Origin of the sequence: Bacillus sp. WMMC1349 (genome assembly GCF_013155385.1) — a bacterium.
In the GTDB taxonomy this organism is placed as follows: Bacteria; Bacillota; Bacilli; order Bacillales; family Bacillaceae; genus Bacillus.
Window position 1 is genome coordinate 2,162,800 of sequence record NZ_JABJUQ010000007.1, and the last position, 19,094, is coordinate 2,181,893.

The window sequence follows — 19,094 nt, forward strand, 5'->3', positions numbered from 1 at the left end:
TATTGGTATCCCCTGACGAACAGAAAAACGATAGACTGAGGTCGGTGCTACAGTCTATCAATTCGTCATTTTAAGATTTTTCAATTCCTTTTTCTTTAAAATATTTGGCTGCTCCAGGATGAATATCAATACTTCCTAACCCTTCAAGTGCTGTTTTAGCTTTAATAAACTTACCTTTTGCATGATTGATTTTTCCAGCTTCAAACAACGCTTTTGTCATTTTATACACGGTCTTTTCATCAAGTTTATCAGATGCAACAAGCATCGCTTTAACAGCCACTGTGCTGACATCCTCTTTGATCCCGTAAGTGCCGCTTTTTATCGTATCAGACGCATAGAATGGATATTGATCCATCAGTTTTTTTTGTTTATCTTTTTCAATATTTAAAATTTTAATATCATTTTGGGCAGATAGTCCTTCAACAGCGCCTGTTGGGGTTCCTGCTGTAATAAAGGCAGCATCAATGGCACCGGACTGAATACCATCAGTTGATTCTTCAAACGAAAGATTCTGCGGTTTGATATCTTCGAATGACAGCCCATAAACCTCCAAAATTTGTTTTGCATTAATATTAACCCCTGATCCAGCTGCACCGACAGAAACGGTTTTACCTTTTAAATCTTCAATCGAATTGATTCCGCTTTTTTCTGTTGTCACAACCTGTACAGTTTCAGGATATAAGGCGGCGATCGCTTTAATCCCATCGATTTTTTCTTTAAACATCTCTTTTCCTTCTATTGCATAAGATGCAATATCGGTTTGAGAAAATGCAACTTCAGCTTCTCCTTTTTGCAAAGTCGCCATATTTTCAGCGGAAGCTCCAGTTGTTTGAGTTGTAAATTTGTCACCTGTCGCTTCATCCCAAAGCTTTGCAAACTGACCGCCAAGAGGATAATATGTACCGCCAGTTCCACCTGTAAGCAGGCTGTAACTGCCTGAACCTTTGGCGTCTTTACCATCCTTTGATGCTTGATTGCCTCCGCAGGCCGCCATCCCCATGACAAGACCAAGCATCATGACAATCATCATTTTGCCTTTCCATTTATTCATTCATTTACCCCCCCATTGTTGTACAAAATAACAATTCTATCCTACCATAAAATATGTCTCATTTGTCAATAAATTCTCTTATTTCCAACTGTTTAGTCAATTTTATGTAAGACCCTCTATATGTATGCGCTTTCTTTAAGAGCCGTAAAAAAGGTCATATGAAAACCAGTGGACACGATGTTCTCCACTGGCTTCATTTTTAAAACAAATAGCTACTTTCGAATATGAACACTGGAAAACTCGAACTTGTCATAACGGTGTCTGGCAAACGAATATTCAAAAGGTTCACCAGTGTTTAAAAAAGCGATCTGCTCAACTTCAAGCACTGGATCGTCATCTGCACACTCCAAATATTTTTGATCCAGATCTGACGACTTAGCCGCTCTAATCTTTCGGTGTGAGCCGGCAATTTTAAGGTTTAAGGTTTCGGTGATATGCCGATAAATCGAATCGAGCAAAACATCTTCAGTCAATTCAGAAATGAGATTTGAAGGCATATACGTTTCTTCAATAACATATGGTTCATTCTCAACTTTTCGCAGTCGGATAATATGATATACTGGAACGCGTTTTTCGATTGATAATTGTTTTGCTACTTGGTCTGTCGGAAATTCAACATCAAACTGGATGATGTTACTTTCGATCTGTTTGCCGACAAGGAGCTTTGTTAGCCCAAGATTTTCCTTGTCTGTTACACTAACGGGAATATTTTGTATAGAAGACTTCACAATGAAAGTGCCATGTCCCCGTTTACGATACAGTATGCCTTCGGAAACAAGAATATCGAGCGCCCTTTTCATCGTCATTCTGCTGCAAGAAAATTCTTTTGCAAGAGAAAGTTCATCGGGGATTGGTTGATCTGCCGAATAGTATTTTTCTCGTATCCTTTTTCTTATTTCATTTGAAATAAATTCATATTTTCTCATTATTTTAACCACCAATACTAAGGATCTTCTTTCATTACAAACGGCTTTATTATTATTATAATCGGTTTCCTTTAGGAAATAAAAAGATGGCCGAAACAAGACCATCTTTTTACAGGTTCATTCGGTTCTAAAATCCTTAGCACATGTTCGTATTAAAAACCGTTGTTTTCTGTAACACGTTTAAACCAATAACCGCTCTTTTTAATGGTCCGTTCAGCGTTTTGATCAAGGTTAACAGAAACAAAGCCATAACGGTTTTTATACGCGTTCGTCCATGACCAGTTATCCATGAAAGTCCACAAGTGATAGCCTTTTACATTTGATCCTTCCTGAATGGCTTTGTGCATCCATTTTAAATGTTCACGAATAAACTCAATCCGATAATCATCTTGGATCATCCCGTTTTCATCCCGGAATTTTTCTTCCCCTTCGACACCCATACCGTTTTCAGAAATGAAACATTCAATATTATCATAGTTGTCTTTCAGGTTGATTAATATATCATAAATACCCTTTTCATAGATCTCCCATCCACGGTGACGATTCATTTTTCTACCGGGCATTTCATAGTTGTCAAAGAAGCGCTCAGGCATAAAAGGTGCATCAGGATGCGGCAGGTATTCTTTTGCTTTTACGCGTCTCGGTTGATAATAGTTAACACCAATTAAATCAACTGTGTTATTCTTAATCGTCTCTACATCACCTTGTTCCATTTTAGGAAGATAATCATACTCTCTTAAAATATCAACTAAAAGCGGTGGAAATTCCCCTTTAACAGCCGGATCAAGAAACGATTTGTTAAAGAAAGCATCAGCAATTTCTGAAGCTTTCACATCCTGAGGATGTTGGCTGCGCGGATAAGACGGTGTTAAATTTAAGACAATACCAATTTGACCATCCCCGCCTAGCTTCCGATAAGCTTCGATTGCTTTCGCGTTTGATAGTAATTCATGATAAGCGACTTGGACAGCTTTTCTGAAATCAACAATTTCAGGATAATGAAAGTTGTATAAATATCCGCCTTCTACCGGAACAATTGGTTCATTATGAGTAAACCATTTCTTCACTCTGTCACCGAACAAGCGGAAACATGTTTCTGCATATGAAACAAAATGATCAACAACTTCACGGTTTTCCCAACCACCGATTTCCTGCATAGCAAGCGGCATATCAAAATGATAAAGATTAACAAAAGGTTCGATTCCAGCAGCGATCATTTCATCGATCACTTTGTTATAAAAATCTGCACCTTCTTGGTTTAATGCCCCTTTTCCTTCCGGAAACATTCTTGACCATGATATGGACATTCGGAATGAGTTATGACCAAGCTCTTTCATAAGACGAATGTCTTCTTGATAGGTCTCATAAAATCGCGAAGTCTTTTCAGGACCTACTCCATTAAAAAAGCGGTTTGGTTCATGTTCGAACCAATAATCCCAAATATTTTTGCCTTTCCCACCTTCACTTGCTGCACCTTCTGTTTGAGTTGCAGAGGCTGCTGAACCCCACCAGAAATCTTGGGGAAAACGATATTTGATCGTCTCTTTTGTCGTTACTTCTGTTTTTTGCATACGATCATTCTCCTTTTTACTTTTTTACATTTCAACCGTGTTACTTTGTTCAGATGCACTGGATTCCTGTTCTTTTTTCAAATTCATTCGATCAATGAATTTCAGGAATGGGAACCAGATCATAAAGACGACGGCTAAGTTGAAAATTTGCAAAATACCGCCGGCAATTGAATTGGTCGCCATCATACCGCTAAGAAAAATCGGCACTGTCCAAGGAACATTGACTCCTGTAGGTGGCGGTACAAGCCCTGCTGACATCGTAAAGTAAGTTATCAATGTTACAATCATCGGTGATATCACCCATGGAACAAGAATCAACGGGTTCATGACGATTGGCAATCCAAAAATAATCGGTTCGTTGACATTGAAAATGCCTGGTGCCACTCCAAGTTTTGCCACTTGTTTCATCTGTTTACTTTTCATAAACAATAAGATGGAAATAATAACAGCGAGCGTCATCCCTGTTCCGCCCATTCCGACCGTATATACTTCCATAAACTGCTTGCTAATAATATGGGGAACTTCCCCTGTTGCTGTATAACTATCCATGTTTTCAACGGAAAGTGTATTCCAAATTGGATCCATTACTGAGTTTACAATAATTTGCCCGTGTAGCCCGAAGAACCATAAGATCTGAATAAAAAATATCGCAATCAAGGTTGGGATGATACCGCTTCCAAGTCCGACAAGTGGAGCTTGTACAAGATGATAGATGAGATCATGCATATTGTTGTCGAATCCTTGAGTGATCACAATATTAATCATTAAATAGACTGTCAGTGTCAGTACAGCAGGAATGAGAGCAGCAAACGATTTCGCTACGGCTGGTGGAACACCCGCAGGCATTTTAATGGTAAAGTTTTTCTGTACGAAGAATCGGTAAATCTCGGCTGCTGTAAAGGCGGTAAGCATACCAAGAAACATTCCTTTTGCTCCGATTCTGTCAAGCGGAATAACTTCTGGAACCACTTGTCCTCCTTCACCATTCAAAAGAAAAGGTGTTAAGATGAAGAATGCAGCTAAAGCGACAACTCCTCCAAATATTGCTTCAACTTTATAACTTTTTGATAAATAATAACCAATTCCGAATACGACGAACAATGACATGATTTTAATCGTGGCATTTGGTGCAACATTTAATGCGGATTGAAATGTTCCCAGTGCCGACTTGCTCATGATTTTTTCGAGAAACGGTAAATTTGCAATAACGACCATAATTGACCCGAAAATCGTTAGCGGAAAAGCAAGCATAAATGCATCTCTAAGGACACCTAAATAACGGTTATTGTTGAGCTTTCCGGCAATCGGAACCAAAAACTTGCTCAGTTTATCGAACATTGCCTATTGACCCCCTTTTATTGATCAGCCTTTAATACATCATAAATTTTTCTCTTTGAATATTTTTAATAACTCTGTAACAAGTTCCTTCATCGTTAATGTCGACATTAAATGATCTTCCGCATGCATCAGAAGTAGGGAAAATTCACTTTTTTCTCCGTCTGCTTCTTTTTGAACCATTTTGAAATGAATTTCATGTGATGCTTGTAAATCTTGTTCAGCCTGAACAAGAAGTTCTTCTGCTTCCTCTACACTGTTGTTTCGGTATTTTTTTAAAGACTCCATGACTTTGCTGCGTGCATTACCACTATGAAGAATCAGTTGAAAACAAATTTGTTCGTTTGTTAGTCCATCAAGTTTTGTCTCTTCCATGTTTAATCAGTCCCCTATTAAGCTTAATGCCTGTTCATATGCTTTTTTTCCATCTGCCATTCCATACGCTACCATATCAATGACAGCAACCTGAATTCCGTATTTTTCAGCTTCTTCTTGCAACTCATCTTTTAAAAAACTCATTTGCGGACCAATTAATACAACATCAGCATGTTCCATCTCTTTTTTTGCTTGATCTTGCCCCACTGCCCAAATCTTAGCTTCATCACCGATTGATTGAACATGCTCCTCCATTTTAGTCACTAAAAGGCTTGTTGACATTCCTGAACTGCAAGCAAGTAGAATTTTTTTCATGATGATCTCCCTTTCCTCTCGAAATATTAAAAGCGCTTTCACAATTATTATTATATCTGTTTATTTCTAAATGTCTAGACATTTAGAAATAAATGTTTGTATTAATTTTGACATTAAGTGTTTTATTCGACGCTTTTTAAGTCTCAGGTTCCAGAAGCAGCACCTTTCCGGTAGGGTGTCTAGCTTTTAATTTGCAGGAATTGATTGTGTGACATTAAACAAAAAAACTTGTCGAACAAGCCTTTTTTTACGACTTTTTCGACAAGCTGATATATTGTTATTCATCTTCTCCTAGTATATTCTCTGAATCCATCAAGAAAACTTCATATAACGTAGTGTGCTTCGCTTCATTCCGTTTAACTTTAAGAGAGAGAATATGCATTAAACTTCTCGGATTTCGTTCATAGTAAATGTCTTCGTCTTCAAAATAAAGAATCGGTTCATTTAGATCAGCATGTGACTTAGGCTTTGTGAAGAATGTCCACTGAACTTGGGGATAATGTTTTATAATAGCTTCACCATAATATACTGCGATATCCATCGCTAACGCATAGTCTTCTTTTATTAAATCTACAGGATTTTCCAACAAACGTTCTTTTTCATCTTCATAAACAAAGCCAGGGTATTGACGTAAATCATCTAGTTCAACTTGAATTTCTTCTTCAGACAGTTCATAAATTGTAACTTGGGATAAGTACCAAGTAAACAAGTCAATAAGTGACTGTTTGGAATAATCCAACTTGATCTTATGGTCTGTTAGTTCCTGCAAAACTTTAATGCGAGAAGGAATTTCGCCAATGTACCAATCGAAGAATTGTTTTGCATCTTTTTTTGTCATATTTCCAAATTCTTTCATTTCAAATGGTGGTGTTGTCAATGGATAATTCATCTATTGATCTCCTAATCTATTTTTCATGCTCTGCAGTGAATTCAGCGCAAAAGGAATTCGCTGCATTTGTTTCTGTTTTTTTAAAACAAGTTTTAAGGTTTCATCCTTTTCAAAAAAGAAGACCGCAAATGAAGCGGTCGAAGTGGTACTTGCTTGTTAATGGACGTATTTCTGAAACTTGCGGACTGCCTCTTTCGGTACATAAAATTTCCCATCACTTTCAACTATTATACTGTTCAATTGATATTCCTTTCCTTCCACACGAATAACATTTTTGTTGACAGGCATCTCTGCTTTCACATTTTTGCGTGTTACAACAAGTACTGGGTTTTCTCGATCTGAACGATCAATGGTCACTTTGGTATCCTCTTTTTTAAATGCTTGATGTGCTTCAATAAATAAATCTTTAGTTAAACGATTCAAATTGAAACCCATTGCCTTCGCTACCATTTTGGCAATGTCTATATTTTCAATGAGACCCACTGGTTTTTTTGGTCCGTAGGAATATAGGAAAACATCTTCCCCTGTATGACCACCTGTTGTAAAGCCAATGTTCGATCGATTTGCCAACAGTGTTGTAAAAACAGTTGCCGCTTCTTTTTTATTGTTCACAGCAGCAAGCTGTTTTTGTTCAGTCGCTGTTAAATGGTCAAGACCATAAAGTCGCGCGGCTTCTTCGATATTAAATAAGTCATCTTTTAATTGACTTGTAGCACCTTCCAGTGTCATTTTTGCTTTTTTAAGCGGGTCAATATATGCTGAAACAGGTGTAGTGTTATACCCTTTTGTCGTATGACTGTTACCGATGGAAATGCCGCTGTTCCCATGGTCAGTAACGGCAATGATCATTGTGTTCTTATCTTTTTTGGCGAAATCTAATGCTTCTTTAGCAGCCTCATCAAACGCTAATACATCACTAATAAGACCAACTGGATCATTTTGGTGTGCCGCCCAGTCTGACTTGCTGCCTTCCACAAATAAGAAGAAACCATCTTGATCTTTTGACAACGTCTGAATTGATTTTTTAGTCATCTCAGCTAGTCTTGGTTGCTCAGGATGTGTAGATTGACGGTCCATGTCAAAAGCCAAGTCTCGTTGTGAAAAAATGCCCCAGATTTTTTTCGACTTTGATTTCATGAGGTCTGCCTTTGTATCCACAACATCATATTTTTTGTCTTGAATCACCTTCAGTAAATCTTCACCATCGCGGCGGCTTTTTTGTTTCGTTCCCGGTAGAAGCGACTCTTTCCCTCCACCAAGCACAATGTCAATGTTTTGGTACACTTGTTGTTCACCAAGGACATCGAAATGGTTTCGATCATAGTGGTGAGCAGAAAAAGCGGCTGGTGTGGCGTGTTGAATTTCCGATGTTGCAATGATTCCGGTTGCTTTACCAACCTTTTTTGCACCTTCTAATACATTTGCAACAGGGCGGAACTGATCTCTTTTACGGATCTGATCAACACCTGGAGAATCGACCAAAGAAGGCAAAACTCCAATATAACCAGAATTCGATTTGTGTCCACTGGCCATTGCTGTTGCAGCCGGGGCAGAATCTGTAATTGCCGATTCAGCTGAGTAAGTTCGGACACCGCCTGAGATGATGTTGTCCATGGCTAGAGGTTTTCCTTTATACCAACGAGCTAAAGTTGCTGCAGTTGAGCTTGTCCCGTCCATGACCATCATGATGACGTTCTTTACTTTGTGCTCTTCCTTTTTGGCTACTGTATCCCTTGCAATACTATTTGTGCCTGCCGCTCCTAAAACGGTTGCACTTGCTAATGTAAGACCAATCATTTTTCTGCAAACAAAATCCATGATGCATCCCCTCCAAGACAGTCGTGACTTAAGTGTTCTATTGATCTGGTAACTACCCTTAAGTTCCCATAAAAACGCTCAAACCATACATGAGAGGAAAAAAGGATTATCATGAATATCCTAGTGTGGATGAATAAAAATCGGGAAATTTGCTAGCTGTTCCCGCAGGAGTTCGCAATTCCCCCAGATTCATGTTGATAAAGGACTTTTTAGACAGCTCCACATATAAAGACCACAGCCGTTTATGACTGTGGTCTTCATCTGTTTATTTCATCCACTCAGTGTGGAAAATACCTTCCTTATCAGTACGTTCATAAGTGTGTGCACCAAAGTAATCACGTTGTGCCTGAATCAAGTTAGCAGGCAGTGTTGCCGTGCGATAACTGTCAAAATATGCAAGCGCACTTGAGAAGCATGGTACTGGAATTCCTTGTTCAACTGCAAGGGCGATCGTTTTACGCAATGCTCCTTGATAGCCTTCAACAATCTCTTTGAAGTATGGATCAAGCAACAAATTATCAAGCGCAGGATTGCGGTCATAGGCATCTTTGATTTTCTGCAAGAAAGCCGCACGGATAATACAACCTCCACGGAAAATCATCGCGATATCACCGTATTTTAAGTCCCAGCCATATTCTTCTGATGCAGCTCTCATTTGTGCGAATCCTTGTGCATAAGAACAAATTTTGCTCATGAAGAGCGCTTTTCTAACCGCTTCAATCAATTCTTCTTTGTTCTCCGCAACCGTTGTTGCTTGAGGACCTTTAAGAAGTTTACTTGCTTTAACACGTTCTTCTTTCATGGAAGAGATAAACCGCGCAAACACGGATTCTGTAATAATTGGCAGCGGCACACCAAGATCAAGCGCACTTTGGCTTGTCCATTTCCCTGTGCCTTTTTGGCCTGCTTTATCCAAAATCACATCAACAAGCGGTTTGCCTGTTTCGTCATCGGTTTTCGTGAAAATATCTGCTGTGATTTCGATCAAGTAACTGTCGAGCTCCCCTTTATTCCACTCAGAAAATACCTCGTGAAGCTCATCAGATGATAAACCGACAAGGTGTTTCAGAATAAAGTAAGATTCGGAAATCAGCTGCATGTCGCCATATTCGATCCCGTTATGAACCATTTTCACATAATGGCCTGCACCGTCTGGTCCGATATATGTTGTACAAGGCTCTCCATCAACTTTTGCAGAAATCGCTTCAAGTATCGGTTTGACAAGCTCATGCGCCTCTTTTTGACCACCAGGCATAATAGATGGACCTTTTAAAGCACCCTCTTCACCGCCAGAGACACCTGTCCCAATAAAATGAATGCCGCTTTCGGCAAGCTCTTTATTGCGTCTTTGTGTATCTTTGTAATATGTATTTCCACCGTCAATCAAAATATCGCCTTTTTCTAGATGAGGCAGAAGTGATTGAATTGTTGCATCGGTTGGAGTTCCAGCCTTTACCATTAACAAAATTTTGCGCGGCTTTTCAAGAGATTCTACGAACTCTTCAATGCTGTATGTGCCGACAACTTGTTTGTCTTTTGCTTCTTCTAGAAACTGATCTGTTTTTTCTCTTGATCTGTTATACACAGATATTGAAAAACCGCGGCTTTCAATATTTAAGGCTAAATTTTTTCCCATTACTGCTAAACCAACTACACCGATTTCCTGTTTTGCCATGTCTAACGTCCCTTCTAGAAACACTTATCATATAGTTTAATTTTTTTATTAAATTGAAATTACCATACTTTGACCCATCTTTTCAAGCTATTCATCTTTTTGATCGACTTGAAAAAAGTCTTTATTGAAGCTTGTACCACTTGTCTTGCTTTCTTTTTTAATGATTTTCACACCTTTTTTGAGTAAATTTGTTCCATATTTTTCATTAATCTGATTCATCAATTTGACAATCGGCTCTTCTTTGACATCCTCTTGAAATGAAAACAAATCAAGCTGTTTGACTGCATCTTTTTGTTTTACAAGCTCTGTCCCTGTGACACCTAAAAGTCTAACCTCTTTTTCCTGCCAATGTTTTTGAAACAGCGTTTTTGCTGTTTGGGCAATGATATTTGTTGCATCGGTCGGATTTTGAAGTGTTTTGCTTCTCGTTATATTTGTCCAGTCCGCATAACGAATCAAAAGTGCTATCTTTGTTGCCAGCACTTCTTTTCGTTTCAGCCTTTCGCTTACAGATGAAGAAAGCTTTTCAATCAGCTGATTGAGCTCTGTTTCATCTGCCGTGTCATAAGGAAGAGTTGCAGAATTGCCCACACTTTTAAACTCATAGATTCTTTCAGGATCGACTTCAGCATTATCAATTCCATTTGCTCTATTTTTTAACCTTGGACCATTGATACCAAGAAGCTGTTTTAAAACATGTTCATCCGCTCTAGCTAAATCACCGATTTTTGTAATGTTTAGGGTCGCCAGTTTTTGCGCGGTTTTATTTCCAACTCCATGCATTTCCCCGATATCAAGGGGCCAGAGGATTTCAGGGACTTGTCGTTTTCTTAGTATCGTGACGCCAAGCGGTTTTTTCATATTTGAAGCCATCTTCGCTAAAAATTTGTTTGGAGCAATCCCAATACTTGATGGCAAAGAAAGTTCTTTTTGAAGACGCTTTTGAATGTTTAAGGCAACTTCATAAGCTTTTTCTTTGTATGGTGTATTTGTTAAATCCATATAGCCTTCATCAATGGATACTGGCTCAACAAGGTCTGTATATTCTCTTAACATTTGAAACATTGCTTTTGAAGACTTTCGATAGCGGTCAAAATTCGGTGGTTTAACAAGCAGATCGGGGCAGATCTGTTTTGCTTCCCAGAGTGGCATAGGAGGTTTTACACCGCGTGCTCTTGCTTCATAGCTACTTGTGACGACAATTCCTTTACGTTCTTTTGCATTACCAGCGATGGCAAGCGGTTTGCCGACTAATGAAGGGTCATGCGCCATTTCGACAGATGCGTAAAAGCTGTTCATATCAACATGAAAGATGACTCTCCCCTTCTTTTTTCCAGTAGACAAGACGGCTCCCTCCCTATTCTCTCCATTAGACATAGAAAAGTTCATATAGTAAAATATAATGTGAAACGGATGTGAAATCATGTTTTTAGAATCTTTAAATGATGCTCTTTTTTTGTTTGAGTTTTTCACAATCATCCTTCCTGCGTTAACAGCCATTGGAATCGCACTGATTTTAAAGGATCACTGCTATACAAGCGAAGATTGGAAAACCAAACGTTTTGAAGTCGACAAAACGATTCATTTTTATAATAAAATTGATAACCTTGTTATCTTCTATCATCGCATTACCTTATGGATTAGTAAAGTCATTCGTATGAAGGCTTCATCGAATGATGATGAAGACCATCGTTCCCTTCTTCTTTCAATATAAGCGGAAAAGGCGCCCGTTTGCCGGGTCCTTGATAAGAAGGAGGAGAACGTGTTGAACACGAGTTTAAAGAAACGATTGACAATGATACTTTTAGTTATGGTGACATTTTTTATGGGTGGCAAAGTCTCACTTGCTGCTAGCAATGGGACACAAGGAAGTGAAGATGGGTTTTTACATCACTATTTTGTGATGCCTTTTTCAGAGCTCATTAAAGGAATCGGCGAGTTTTTTCACGGGAATTATGGACTTGCCGTGATCCTTGTGACCATTATCGTACGGCTACTCGTCTTGCCGCTGTTTGCGAACCAGTTTAAAAAACAGCGAGCAATGCAGGAAAAAATGGCAGTGGCCAAGCCTGAAATGGATGCGATCCAAAGCAAATTGAAAAAAACAAAAGATCCTGTTAAACAGCGGGAGATTCAACAGGAAATGATGATACTTTACAAAAAACATAACATCAATCCACTGGCAATCGGTTGTTTGCCGATGCTCATTCAGCTCCCGATTTTATATGGTTTCTATAATGCGATACGTTCGACTCAAGAAATTACTGACCATTCTTTTCTTTGGTTTAATCTCGGACATTCTGATCTGTTCGTATCTTTATGCGCTGGTATGATGTATTTAATCCAATTTTATGTTTCGCAAAAATTAAATGTTCAAAATTCAGTACAATCAAACCCAGCAGCCCAACAATCAGCTAAAATTATGGGAATATTTTTCCCGGTGATGATGACAATTTTCTCGCTTAACGCACCCGCGGCACTGCCACTTTATTGGATGACCAGCGGATTGTTTCTCACTGTCCAATCCGTTGTGTTCCACCAAGTTTACAAAAAAAAGAAGACTTCGCTTCAAACAGCCGAATCAGCTCCTAAGTAATATAATGGCTTTTCTCAGTCAGTAATGGCTGTGGGAAGCCTTTTCTATTTTAAGATTTTTCATATCGATATACGATAGGCTGCATCATGAATAAACTAAACACAAGCCAAATCAAAACAGTAGACCATTTCAATATCGAATTCCACTCACTTGATACCATGCTTACAAAATAAAAAATTGGCAAAATAAATAACAAAATGAATAACAGTTTAGAAGCTGTTGGAGTATTTTTAAAAAAGCGCATGAGTTGTCGAAAAAGATCAAATGATTTAAATGGAGGGAATCGGATTGTTGGAAGAATTGTTTCAAAAGATTATTGATATGACTTTTTTTTACAGTTTTTACATTAGCTCATAAAACAATTTTAAAACTTCAAAAATTGACTTATTGACTTATAATCTTGTTTATCTATGAAATTGTTTAACCCTTTTAAAGTTTCAATCCCTCGTTCTCCAAGGTATTGTTTTTTATTATTAAGTTCTTCAATTGTTTTACACAAAGGTTTATAAAATGATTTTAATTTTTTGAAGTCTCTTAACATATAATAAAAGTGCATTATGCCCACAGCTACACAAGCAGAATGATAAGCTCTATCTAGTGGTCTTTTTCTCTTGAGGATAGTAGAAGTAACTAAGGCCTCATCTTCTGCACATGCCTTTGGATCCGGAAAAACTGAATTGACCATGTCATCTAAAAATAGACTATTGTGAATAAACTCATGATAAATGGCTTCAGCGTAATCTACTACTGACCACGTCTTTGGCGGGCTTAACCATGTTAGTCCAATAATACTTGAAACTGAGCCACCGCCAAAACCTTTTTTTCTAAAACATATATAAGATCCAGTAAGCAATTGAATTAAATCATGAAGATCTGAGTGTAGAATTTTTATTAGTTGAAGTCCTTTTTCTATATTATATCTTATTTCTTCTCTTTCTATTTCATTATATAAATGTTTATTTTGCTCAATATCTTTTTCTTCAATCATTCTTCTATTAATTAATTTTTGTATCAACTCATTATCCTGGAATTCAACTTTAATATTCTCCTTTTCCATTGGGAGGTTAACATTTTGCAAATTTTTCATTACCTTAAAAAAGTTACTTTTACGATTCTCTTTTGTAATTACTTCATTTCTGTCATTTACATAATTTATTACAATATCCATATTTGAGATTATGTTCTCTCTATTCAAAAAATATAATTCATATTTTGATTTAGTTAATACATTATTCTAAGTGGTCCAACCATTTCATCCGCAAAGTGATTTTTTGAAAAATTCTCAATATTGTCTTTAATCTTTTCCTTCATTGAAATCACCTCCTATTTTATGTTAATTTATAATATATCAAAATTTTATTGAATGCTCAACTAACTTTAACCATTTTTTTAAAAAGGTGGAATAGTTGTTAATGAAAAATAAATCATTTTATGCCCTCTTTACTGGAAACTTTCTAGCTCAATTAGGCGATTCCTTTTATATCATTGCTTTAATCTCTTTCATTTATAATCAAACTGGTTCTGCTACTATTTCTGCTGTCATACCGGTCCTAAGGGTTATGGCCCAAGTCTTAAGTGGATTATTAACCCCATTTTTAATAGACCAATTTCCCTTAAAAGCTTTACTAGTAAGCTCTCAAGCATGCCAAACCAGTATTCTTTTACTTTTAACAATGGCAACGAACTCTGTTTCACTTCTGTTGATATTAACTTTTATCATATCCTTTTTTGATGGTTGGATTAAGCCCTGTAGAAATTCGTTAATTCCATCACTTGTTCCTAAAAGTCAAATCTTTAAAGCAAACAGTTTTATCAACAGTTTTGATCAAGTGATTCAGCTTATCGGATGGTCAACGGGTGGCTTGTTCATTGTATATTTTGGAGAAGTAGAAGTCTTATTGGCGACGGTAAGTTTATTTTTAATCTCAACACTTTTATTATCTGTCATAAAGACTCGATCAACGTTAGAAAAAAACAAAAAAGTAAAAGAAGCAAAACTAAAAAAGTTCCTTTCCGGTTGGTTACTAATTTGGAACAATAAAGTCTTAAAAACAATCGTTGCTATGGACATCATTGAAACCTTTGCTGGATCAATTTGGATAGGATCTATCATTCTCGTTTTTGTAAAGGAAAATCTTCATCAAAGTGAATCATGGTGGGGATTTATTAATGCAACGAACTGTGGTGGGATGATACTTGGAAGTTTGGTTGCTTTGTTGTTTTCTAAAAAAATGGATCATAAATTACGAGCAACTATCTTCGCCTCTTCTTTATCCGTTTGTATTTTAACAACGCTTTTTGCTATTAACACAAACCCGTGGTTCGCGCTCGGCATTTCCTTATTGATGGGAATTCCTTATCAAATTCGAGATATTACTCAACAAACTTTTTTTCAAACAAGCGTTTCATATACTGAGCTTCCTAAAGTATATTCAGTTCATGGAATTTTAAACTATTCAGCATTTGGTTTGTCTGTTTTGATGATGGGATTTATATCGGATTACTTTGGTGTACAGAAGGTTTATATTGTTGCCAGCTTTCTTTATGGATTATCGGCTCTTATGACAAGGTTTTTAAAATGAATAGATCAAGAAGATATCACTAGCAATGCATTAATTTTCGTTCTTTTTATGTTCATACAAAAAAAAGTCCTTTACAATGGAAGTACAGGTGGTTCCTGTCCAAATTCAAAAGTAAAGGATATCTGATATGAACAAGAATACACTATTTCAATCATGTGATAATGGGTATCACCATTAAGTATTGGAAAACTTTCTGAACAAGTTAAGGAACATAAACAGGATAATTACACAAAGAAACTTACGACACTTTCTTATATTAAGTTTCTACTTTTTGCTCACCTGCATGAAAGTGAGCGTCTACAAGCCTTGAGTAATGAATAATAAAAACGTGATCATCAAAAGTTACTTCCGCAGAGACCGACTGAAAAGGAGTAGTAAAGGAAGCGCTAACTTCTTTTTTAACATTTTGAGATATTTATAATCTTACAAACATAAAATGGGTTTCCAACCATTTTAACTCAATAAAGGGGAATTAGGGAGAACTTCATTTAAGTGTAATCGCAGAATACTCGAGGTTTTAGAATAAATGAAATTTTTTCATATATCGGGGCTGTTACGCCCCGATTTCTCTTACTGCCGTTATGACCGTTTTGCTGCTTCCTCAATAATCGCAATCACCATTTCTGCTGTTTTAGAAAGCTCTTCAATTGGCATTTTTTCATTTTTTGTATGAATTTGTTCATATCCGACTGCAAGATTGACTGTCGGAATGCCATGACCAGCAATAATATTAGCATCACTACCACCGCCACTAGTGAGCAACTCAGACGGCCGGCCAATTTTTTCTGCAGCTTTTTTGGCGATCTCTACCACAAGATCTCCGTCTTGGTAGCGATAGCCCGGATACATAACCTCTATACTTACCTCCGCCTTACCGCCCATTTCAGCAGCTGCTGCTTCAAAAGCATCCTTCATTTTTTCGGTTTGCTTCTCCATTTTTTCAGGATCAAGTGAACGAGCTTCCGCTAATATTTCAACATGATCACAGACGATATTCGTTTGAGTTCCGCCTTCAAAGCGACCGATATTTGCCGTTGTTTCTTTATCAATACGGCCAAGCGGCATTTTTGTGATAGCTTTTGCAGCCATTGTAATCGCAGAAACGCCTTTTTCTGGCTCAACTCCAGCATGAGCAGTTTTTCCGTAAACAGAAGCTTTTACTTTGGCTTGTGTTGGTGCAGCCACAATAATTTGTCCGACCTTTCCGTCAGAATCAAGGGCATAGCCATATTTCGCTTTAATGAGCGCACGGTCTAAAGCTTTTGCACCAACAAGGCCTGACTCTTCACCAACTGTAATGATAAACTGAATCGTACCGTGTGGAATTTTCTTTTCTTTTAGGACTCTGATTGCTTCAAACATCGCTGCCAGACCTGTTTTGTCATCTGCTCCTAAAATCGTTGTGCCATCTGTTTTGATATAGCCGTCTTCAATCACTGGTTTTACACCTTTGCCTGGTACAACTGTATCCATATGTGAAGTAAAGTAAATCGTATCAGCTTCCTTTGTACCTGGAAGTGTACAAATAAGATTGCCGGCTCCGTGACCAGTGACAGCCGCACTATCATCCTCATAGACATCAAGTCCGAGAGCCGTAAATTTTTCTTTCAGCACGTTGCAGATCTCTGCTTCGTATTTTGTTTCTGAATCAATTTGTACAAGTTCTAAAAATTCTTCCAATAAACGTTTTTCATTCATGTTGATTCCCTCCAATTTCAAAGCGATATATGCTAGCAAACACAATATGAGATATCCTTGCAATAGGATTCGAATGTGGAACGATAAAAACTTTTCGCTGATTCATTATGTAAAAATATCAAATCCCCAGAACAAGGACATCCGTAAAATAATGATCTTAATTAATGATAGCACAACAACTTGAAAACTCACACTATCAGGCCGGAAAAAGCTTGTCTACATAAGAAAATCAAGCTAAAATGATAGGTAGACGAATTTATTAAGCAGAGGTGAAAAACTTGTCTCAAAAAACGATCAAGTTTCTCGTGATTTTAATGATTAGTGTCATGGTGCTGACGAGCGTCCTTGCAGGAATCAGCATGATGTTTTAATACAACTGTGAAGCAGGCAGACAGCCTGCTTTTTTAACGATAATAATGGTCGTCTTCCTTTGTCATGAATACCATTGATGAAAAAGAACGATTCTCATTTGATATTAAGATTTTTTTCCAATCCATCTCCCCTAGTTGTGCCTGGATAATCTGTGCATTTGACGTCTTTGCACCCCACAGAGGAAACAGGACTAACAGTCAGCTCATTTTGTGACAAATAATAAAGTGTTTTTATATAGCATTACTTGCTTCTAAAAAGATATCAGTACCTTCCCTTTAATACTCGATAGCTAGACACTTTGTTTTTTTGCTCTCTGATCATATTGGACTTCCAGAATGTTCTTTCTTAAAAAAATGAGATAAGCAGATGCAGCCAAGATACATAGAATACCAGACAATGTAAATACATGACCGACTCCAAAAGCTTTAGCCATTAAAGCACCAATACTTGGTGCCAGAAGCATCATCATCATCTGAAGACTTTGAGCTACTGAGCTGACTCTCCCCATTTTTTCATTTGGTGTTTCAATTTGCAAAACATAACCATATGGTAAGTTCTGTCCTGATGACAAAGCTCCCAACAAAAATGCACACAGATAATAAATGATTGAAGGAAGTTGAAGGTAATGGGCTCCACCCAATCCCATGATCATAATCGTAATACCGGTGAGAAAAAAATTGACCGCCATCACTGTTAAAGGTTTATTTTTCCACAATGACAATTGTCCAAATACAAATGAATTGATGACAGAACCTAAGCCAACTAACGAAATGATTAAACCATACCCTGCTTGATTAAATCCAATTTGTTTAGACAAAATAACGAATAACCCATCACAAAGAAATACGATAAATAAAGATAAAGCAGATGAAATAATTGCAGTACTTAAAATAGGGCTGTTGAATATATGTTTTATGCCCTCTTGGAGTTCTTTTCGAAACTTTTTATTATTCTGAAATTGATTAAGTTTAGTTAAATTTCTTTGTTCAGGTATATCAACAAATATTAGTATTATAGTTGTTAAAACAAAGCAGAAAGCTTCTATCACAAATGCAATGTCAGAATTAAATGAGGCTACTAAAACACCTCCAAGTGATGGGCCGACTATTTTCATCGAATTTAATGAAATTTGAGTTAAGGTTATCCCTTGGGCCAATTTGGATTCATGTACTAGTGAACGAATACTCGCTTGACGAGCAGGATCAAACAAAGAAGCTAGGAGACCTTTAAAAAATACCAATATTAATAAAACATAGAAATGAGGAGCAACTATGTAACCTATGATCACAAATATGCGAAAAAAAGAAGTCATCATAAGGACCTTTTTCCTTGACCAGCGATCTACGAAAACGCTCGCAAAAGGACCGATTACAATCCATGGCAGACCATACACAATGACAAATAATGCCATTGATGATTCATTTAATCCCCACTCATATATAATTAAAACTGTCAAAATCGTGAAATCAATCCAATTTCCTAAATCTGAGAATAATTGTCCAATATAAAATCGCCTATAAGCTTTAAATGACAACGGAGAGAATAAAGAACTCTTCATGATTCCCCCTTTCTGATCTCTTGGTTTTTTTATCATTCTTGTGGATCATCTATGATTATGGTTGATGCACTGCCTCCAGCCGCATATTTTATTACATTCAAATTTCTCAAATTGATAAACTAGAATTTTCTTTGGGGGTTGTTAACTCTCATATCATTTTATGTATCAGCTAGACTTCCCTTACAGTATGTTCAAATTTTGCACACTATGAACAATTAACACCATTTTTCCCTTTCTTTTCTATACCATATATATCACTATGATATATCAGCTAGTAAATATTTTCAATAGATTGATTTGTGAAGGTTTTTGATATTTAGAGGAGAATTGTTA

Annotated in this window: 17 protein-coding genes and 1 pseudogene; 5 read left to right on the forward strand and 13 right to left on the reverse strand. The window is 37.1% G+C overall.

All coding sequences use genetic code 11. The features are described from left to right. Positions 1-70: 70 nt before the first annotated feature. From HOO54_RS13375 to HOO54_RS13420, 10 genes are all read right to left on the reverse strand, one after another. Positions 71-1,051: a TAXI family TRAP transporter solute-binding subunit gene (locus HOO54_RS13375; protein ID WP_172296031.1), complete on the reverse strand. Its 981-nt coding sequence runs from the start codon at positions 1,049-1,051 to the stop codon at positions 71-73. A gap of 212 nt (positions 1,052-1,263) precedes the next feature. Then, positions 1,264-1,977: a GntR family transcriptional regulator gene (locus HOO54_RS13380; protein WP_172296033.1), complete on the reverse strand. Its 714-nt coding sequence runs from the start codon at positions 1,975-1,977 to the stop codon at positions 1,264-1,266. Positions 1,978-2,129: 152 nt separating this feature from the next. Next, entirely contained in the window at positions 2,130-3,548 is a 1,419-nt protein-coding gene (locus HOO54_RS13385) for a glycoside hydrolase family 1 protein (protein WP_172296035.1), read from the reverse strand. A gap of 24 nt (positions 3,549-3,572) precedes the next feature. After that, the gene (celB, locus tag HOO54_RS13390) at positions 3,573-4,886 is read right to left on the reverse strand and encodes a PTS cellobiose transporter subunit IIC (RefSeq protein ID WP_172296037.1); all 1,314 of its coding nucleotides are present in this window, start codon (positions 4,884-4,886) and stop codon (positions 3,573-3,575) included. 39 nt (positions 4,887-4,925) lie between these two features. Next, positions 4,926-5,258 carry a PTS sugar transporter subunit IIA gene (locus HOO54_RS13395; protein ID WP_172296039.1) on the reverse strand — a complete coding sequence of 111 codons (333 nt, stop codon included), beginning with the start codon at positions 5,256-5,258 and terminating at the stop codon, positions 4,926-4,928. Between the two features lie 6 nt (positions 5,259-5,264). Continuing rightward, positions 5,265-5,573 (reverse strand): PTS sugar transporter subunit IIB, encoded by a 309-nt coding sequence (locus HOO54_RS13400; protein WP_172296041.1) that lies wholly within the window; start codon positions 5,571-5,573, stop codon positions 5,265-5,267. Positions 5,574-5,850: 277 nt separating this feature from the next. Beyond that, positions 5,851-6,462, reverse strand: coding sequence for a hypothetical protein (locus HOO54_RS13405; protein WP_172296043.1), 612 nt, complete (start codon positions 6,460-6,462; stop codon positions 5,851-5,853). 156 nt (positions 6,463-6,618) lie between these two features. Then, positions 6,619-8,280, reverse strand: a complete 1,662-nt coding sequence (locus HOO54_RS13410) for an alkaline phosphatase (RefSeq protein WP_172296045.1) — start codon at positions 8,278-8,280, stop codon at positions 6,619-6,621. 265 nt (positions 8,281-8,545) lie between these two features. After that, complete coding sequence (gene gndA, locus HOO54_RS13415) at positions 8,546-9,955, reverse strand: NADP-dependent phosphogluconate dehydrogenase (protein WP_172296047.1); 1,410 nt, start codon at positions 9,953-9,955, stop codon at positions 8,546-8,548. Positions 9,956-10,042: 87 nt separating this feature from the next. Continuing rightward, positions 10,043-11,299 (reverse strand): DNA polymerase IV, encoded by a 1,257-nt coding sequence (locus tag HOO54_RS13420; RefSeq protein WP_301539286.1) that lies wholly within the window; start codon positions 11,297-11,299, stop codon positions 10,043-10,045. A gap of 79 nt (positions 11,300-11,378) precedes the next feature. Between HOO54_RS13420 and HOO54_RS13425 the strand changes: the two genes are divergently transcribed. Both HOO54_RS13425 and HOO54_RS13430 read left to right on the forward strand, forming a co-directional pair. Then, positions 11,379-11,669: a hypothetical protein gene (locus HOO54_RS13425; protein WP_172296051.1), complete on the forward strand. Its 291-nt coding sequence runs from the start codon at positions 11,379-11,381 to the stop codon at positions 11,667-11,669. An 81-nt stretch (positions 11,670-11,750) separates the two neighbouring features. Then, positions 11,751-12,551, forward strand: coding sequence for a membrane protein insertase YidC (locus tag HOO54_RS13430; protein WP_172299545.1), 801 nt, complete (start codon positions 11,751-11,753; stop codon positions 12,549-12,551). A gap of 364 nt (positions 12,552-12,915) precedes the next feature. Here HOO54_RS13430 and HOO54_RS23865 read toward each other — a convergent pair whose 3' ends face one another. Beyond that, the gene (locus HOO54_RS23865; protein ID WP_216664775.1) at positions 12,916-13,719 is read right to left on the reverse strand and encodes an aKG-HExxH-type peptide beta-hydroxylase; all 804 of its coding nucleotides are present in this window, start codon (positions 13,717-13,719) and stop codon (positions 12,916-12,918) included. Between the two features lie 244 nt (positions 13,720-13,963). Between HOO54_RS23865 and HOO54_RS13440 the strand changes: the two genes are divergently transcribed. Both HOO54_RS13440 and HOO54_RS24765 read left to right on the forward strand, forming a co-directional pair. Continuing rightward, positions 13,964-15,133 carry an MFS transporter gene (locus tag HOO54_RS13440; RefSeq protein WP_172296053.1) on the forward strand — a complete coding sequence of 390 codons (1,170 nt, stop codon included), beginning with the start codon at positions 13,964-13,966 and terminating at the stop codon, positions 15,131-15,133. A 174-nt stretch (positions 15,134-15,307) separates the two neighbouring features. Then, positions 15,308-15,454: pseudogene (locus tag HOO54_RS24765) on the forward strand (DUF4372 domain-containing protein); the annotation flags it as partial. A 258-nt stretch (positions 15,455-15,712) separates the two neighbouring features. Here the strand turns inward: HOO54_RS24765 and HOO54_RS13450 are convergent. Continuing rightward, positions 15,713-16,831 (reverse strand): tripeptidase T, encoded by a 1,119-nt coding sequence (locus HOO54_RS13450; protein ID WP_172296055.1) that lies wholly within the window; start codon positions 16,829-16,831, stop codon positions 15,713-15,715. A gap of 269 nt (positions 16,832-17,100) precedes the next feature. Between HOO54_RS13450 and prli42 the strand changes: the two genes are divergently transcribed. Next, positions 17,101-17,202 carry a stressosome-associated protein Prli42 gene (gene prli42 / locus HOO54_RS25190; protein WP_375335807.1) on the forward strand — a complete coding sequence of 34 codons (102 nt, stop codon included), beginning with the start codon at positions 17,101-17,103 and terminating at the stop codon, positions 17,200-17,202. A 290-nt stretch (positions 17,203-17,492) separates the two neighbouring features. Here the strand turns inward: prli42 and HOO54_RS13460 are convergent, their stop codons facing one another. Continuing rightward, positions 17,493-18,761, reverse strand: coding sequence for an MFS transporter (locus tag HOO54_RS13460; protein ID WP_172296059.1), 1,269 nt, complete (start codon positions 18,759-18,761; stop codon positions 17,493-17,495). Positions 18,762-19,094 lie beyond the last annotated feature (333 nt).

Bases quoted from the DNA above. Each gene is read 5' to 3' on its own strand.
- HOO54_RS13375 (WP_172296031.1), bottom strand. From the start codon at position 1,051: ATGAATAAATGGAAAGGCAAAATGATGATTGTCATGATGCTTGGTCTT.
- HOO54_RS13380 (WP_172296033.1), bottom strand. From the start codon at position 1,977: ATGAGAAAATATGAATTTATTTCAAATGAAATAAGAAAAAGGATACGA.
- HOO54_RS13385 (WP_172296035.1), bottom strand. From the start codon at position 3,548: ATGCAAAAAACAGAAGTAACGACAAAAGAGACGATCAAATATCGTTTT.
- celB (WP_172296037.1), bottom strand. From the start codon at position 4,886: ATGTTCGATAAACTGAGCAAGTTTTTGGTTCCGATTGCCGGAAAGCTC.
- HOO54_RS13395 (WP_172296039.1), bottom strand. From the start codon at position 5,258: ATGGAAGAGACAAAACTTGATGGACTAACAAACGAACAAATTTGTTTT.
- HOO54_RS13400 (WP_172296041.1), bottom strand. From the start codon at position 5,573: ATGAAAAAAATTCTACTTGCTTGCAGTTCAGGAATGTCAACAAGCCTT.
- HOO54_RS13405 (WP_172296043.1), bottom strand. From the start codon at position 6,462: ATGAATTATCCATTGACAACACCACCATTTGAAATGAAAGAATTTGGA.
- HOO54_RS13410 (WP_172296045.1), bottom strand. From the start codon at position 8,280: ATGGATTTTGTTTGCAGAAAAATGATTGGTCTTACATTAGCAAGTGCA.
- gndA (WP_172296047.1), bottom strand. From the start codon at position 9,955: ATGGCAAAACAGGAAATCGGTGTAGTTGGTTTAGCAGTAATGGGAAAA.
- HOO54_RS13425 (WP_172296051.1), top strand. From the start codon at position 11,379: ATGTTTTTAGAATCTTTAAATGATGCTCTTTTTTTGTTTGAGTTTTTC.
- HOO54_RS13430 (WP_172299545.1), top strand. From the start codon at position 11,751: ATGATACTTTTAGTTATGGTGACATTTTTTATGGGTGGCAAAGTCTCA.
- HOO54_RS23865 (WP_216664775.1), bottom strand. From the start codon at position 13,719: ATGGATATTGTAATAAATTATGTAAATGACAGAAATGAAGTAATTACA.
- HOO54_RS13440 (WP_172296053.1), top strand. From the start codon at position 13,964: ATGAAAAATAAATCATTTTATGCCCTCTTTACTGGAAACTTTCTAGCT.
- HOO54_RS13450 (WP_172296055.1), bottom strand. From the start codon at position 16,831: ATGAATGAAAAACGTTTATTGGAAGAATTTTTAGAACTTGTACAAATT.
- HOO54_RS13460 (WP_172296059.1), bottom strand. From the start codon at position 18,761: ATGAAGAGTTCTTTATTCTCTCCGTTGTCATTTAAAGCTTATAGGCGA.